This is a genomic window from Rhodococcus sp. P14, from assembly GCF_000256505.1.
GTDB classification, from domain to species: Bacteria; Actinomycetota; Actinomycetes; order Mycobacteriales; family Mycobacteriaceae; genus Rhodococcus; species Rhodococcus ruber.
In genome coordinates, this window is sequence record NZ_AJFC01000035.1 from 1 (window position 1) to 3,301 (window position 3,301).

The 3,301-nt window shown below is 71.7% G+C and carries 3 protein-coding genes; all 3 read left to right on the top strand.

The window, feature by feature from the left end; translation table 11 throughout:
• The coding region (locus tag OEY_RS27955) for an ABC transporter ATP-binding protein (protein WP_010592387.1) at positions 1 to 1,730 on the top strand (1,730 nt) is incomplete at its 5' end.
• A complete protein-coding gene (locus OEY_RS0102585; RefSeq protein WP_010592388.1) occupies positions 1,727 to 2,242 on the top strand; it encodes a mycothiol transferase in 516 nt (171 codons plus the stop codon). The genes OEY_RS27955 and OEY_RS0102585, both read left to right, overlap by 4 nt.
• A 109-nt stretch (positions 2,243 to 2,351) precedes the next feature.
• The gene (locus tag OEY_RS0102590; RefSeq protein WP_010592389.1) at positions 2,352 to 3,155 is read left to right on the top strand and encodes a DUF1206 domain-containing protein; all 804 of its coding nucleotides are present in this window, start codon (positions 2,352 to 2,354) and stop codon (positions 3,153 to 3,155) included.
• Positions 3,156 to 3,301: the final 146 nt, after the last annotated feature.

Genomic DNA, 3,301 nt, shown 5'->3' on the forward strand with positions numbered 1-3,301 from the left:
TGGCCACCCCCGTGTTGGCCGGCCGAGTGATCGATGCGATCGTCGACCGCGCCGACCTCTCGGTGATCACGTGGCTGGCGGTGCTGATCGCCGCGATCGCGCTCGTCGAGGCCGGCCTGGGGATCCTGAACCGCTGGCTGTCCGCGAGCATCGGCGAGGACCTGATCCTCGACCTGCGCACCACCGTGTTCGACCATGTGCAGCGCATGCCCGTCGCGTTCTTCACCCGCACCCGCACCGGCGCCCTCGTCAGCCGGCTCAACAGCGACGTGATCGGTGCCCAGCGGGCCTTCAGCGACACCCTCTCCGGGGTGGTCGGCAACCTCGTCACCCTCGCGATCACGCTGGTGGTGATGATCGGCATCTCGTGGCAGATCACGCTGCTCGCGCTGCTGCTGCTGCCGATCTTCGTGGTGCCCGCCCGGCACATGGGCGTGCGACTAGCCCGACTGAATCGTGAAGCAGCCAACCACAATTCGATGATGAGCACCCAGATGACGGAGCGGTTCTCCGCGCCCGGCGCGACGCTGGTGAAGCTGTTCGGACGCCCGTCGCAGGAATCGTCGGAGTTCGCCGTCCGGGCCCGCCGGGTGCGCGACATCGGGGTGAAGACGGCGATGCTGCAGTCGGTGTTCGTCACCGCTCTGACGCTCGTGTCCGCCCTCGCGCTGGCCCTGGTCTACGGCCTCGGCGGCTTCTACGCGCTGCGCGGACAACTCGAGCCGGGCGCCGTCGTGGCGATGGCGATGCTGCTCACGCGGCTGTACTCGCCGCTGACCGCGCTCGCGAGCGCCCGCGTCGACGTGATGAGCGCGATGGTGAGCTTCGAGCGGGTCTTCGAGGTGCTCGACCTGCGGCCGCTGATCCAGGAGGCGCCCGACGCCCGCCCCGTCCCCGACGGTCCGGTCGCCGTCGAGTTCCGGCACGTGGACTTCGCGTACCCCTCCGCTGACAAGGTCTCGCTGGCCTCGCTGGAGGAGGTGGCCACCCTCGACACCCGCGGCGGCGCACCGGTCCTGCACGACGTGAGCTTCCGGGCCGCGCCCGGGCAGATGGTGGCCCTGGTGGGTTCCTCCGGCGCCGGCAAGTCCACCATCGCGCAGCTGGTGCCGCGGCTCTACGACACCGACGCCGGATCCGTGCTGCTCGGCGACGTCGACGTGCGCCGGCTGACGACCGCCTCGATCCGCGGCGCCGTCGGCATGGTGACCCAGGACGGGCACCTGTTCCACGACACCGTGCGGGCGAACCTGCTCCTGGCTCGCCCGGAGGCGACCGAGGACGAGTTGTGGGACGTACTGCACCGGGCCCGGCTCACCGAGCTGATCCGCTCCCTTCCCGACGGCCTGGACACCGTCGTCGGCGAACGCGGGTACCGGCTCTCCGGGGGTGAACGCCAGCGGCTGACCATCGCGCGCCTGCTGCTCGCCCATCCGCGGGTGGTGATCCTCGACGAGGCCACCGCGCACCTGGACTCGACCTCGGAGGCCGCCGTGCAGGAGGCGCTCACGGAGGCGCTGGCCGGCCGGACGGCGGTGGTGATCGCGCACCGGTTGTCGACGGTCCGCGCGGCGGACCTCATCCTCGTGGTCGAGGACGGCCGCATCGTCGAGCGCGGCACCCACGCCGAACTGCTTGCCGCCGACGGCCGCTACGGCGAGCTGTACCGCACCCAGTTCGCCGATTCAGGACCGAAGATGTCCGCAATGGCCCCGACACTGGGCACATGACGACGAACGAGACCGACCTGCTGCTCCTCCTGCTCGACACTCAGCGCACCGCGTTCCGCAATGCGCTGTCCGGCATGACCGAGGACCAGGCCCGCAGTGCACCCAGCGCCTCGACGATGAGCCTGGCCTCACTGCTGAACCATGTGATCGACGGCGAGGTCGCGGCCGCCGACCGCATCTCCGGAACCGAGTCCCGCGACCCCGACCCCGTCGCGGCCTGGACGGCCGGGTGGGAGGTGCGCGACGACGAGACCGTCGCGGGTCAGCTCGCCCGGCTCGACACCGTCGCAGCTCGCTTCGCCGACGTGCTGCGGGCGGAGCCGGACCTCGGCCGGGTGGTGGACCTGCCGGAGAGCATCGCCCGCTGGCTGGACCAGGGCGTGCCGCTGAGTGTCCGCTTCCTGGTCCTGCACCAGATCGAGGAATGGGCCCGGCACGCCGGCCACGCCGACATCATCCGCGAATCCGTCGACGGGGCCACCGCCGACGTCCTGGCGGGCCGGGTCCGGTAGCCGGCACCGGCGAACCCGGACGGCGCCCCGCAGCCGCGATAGGCTGCCCGTAGGCACCACTGCCCGGGCGCCCCGGCGCCGTCGCCGCGAGATCCTGGAGGCCTGTCGCGTGACCGGACAACAGACCAGCACGGGCGCTGCGGGCGCCGCTCAGCACCCGATGTTCGAGAAGGTGGCGCGGGCCGGACAGGCCGCGAGCGGGGTGGTGCACCTGCTGATCGCGTACGTCGTGATCCAGGTTGCATTCGGCGATCCGGCCAGCGCCGATCAGTCCGGCGCGCTCCGCCAGCTCGCCGCCCAGCCCGGCGGCAGGATCGTCCTGTGGGTCCTGGCCGTGACGCTCACCGCCCTGGCGGTGTGGCGCCTGGTCGAAGCCGCGGTGGGCAAACGCTCGGACCTCGAGAAGCCCTCGGCCCTGGACCGGGTCAAGACCCTCGGGGTCGCTGTGGCCTACCTGGCGCTGGCGCTGACCGCGTTCCAGTTCGCGCGGGGCAGCGGCAAGTCGAGCAGTGAGCAGAACGCCGGATTGAGCGCCCGGTTGATGCAGTCCGGCGGCGGCAAGGTCCTGCTCGTCGCGGCCGGTCTGGTGATCATCGGCATCGGCGCCTACCACGTCTACAAGGGCGCGGCGAAGAAGTTCCTCGACGACCTGCACCGCGGGCGGCTGCCCCGGTACGCCGAGCCGCTCGGTGTCGTCGGGTACGTCGCGAAGGGCCTGGCGATCGCCGGTGCCGGCGTCCTGGTCCTCGTCGCGACGTTCACCGCCGACCCGTCCAAGGCGACGGGACTGGACGGTGCCCTCAAGACGCTGGGCACCGCCCCGTTCGGTCAGATCCTGCTCGTCGCGGCCGGTCTCGGCATCGCCGCGTACGGCGTGTACTGCTTCGTCCTGGCGCGGTACGGGAAGATGTGAGTCTCGCGGGCGCGCTCAGGCGCGCCCGCGATCACCACCGGTGCCCTCAGTCGCGCCCGCGATAGCCGCCGGTGCCGTGTCCACCGGACTGCCCGCGCTCGCCCGAGCGTTCCCGGAAGCCACGGTGCGGCTTTTTTTCGCCGCCC

Bases quoted from the DNA above. Each gene is read 5' to 3' on its own strand.
- OEY_RS0102585 (WP_010592388.1), top strand. From the start codon at position 1,727: ATGACGACGAACGAGACCGACCTGCTGCTCCTCCTGCTCGACACTCAG.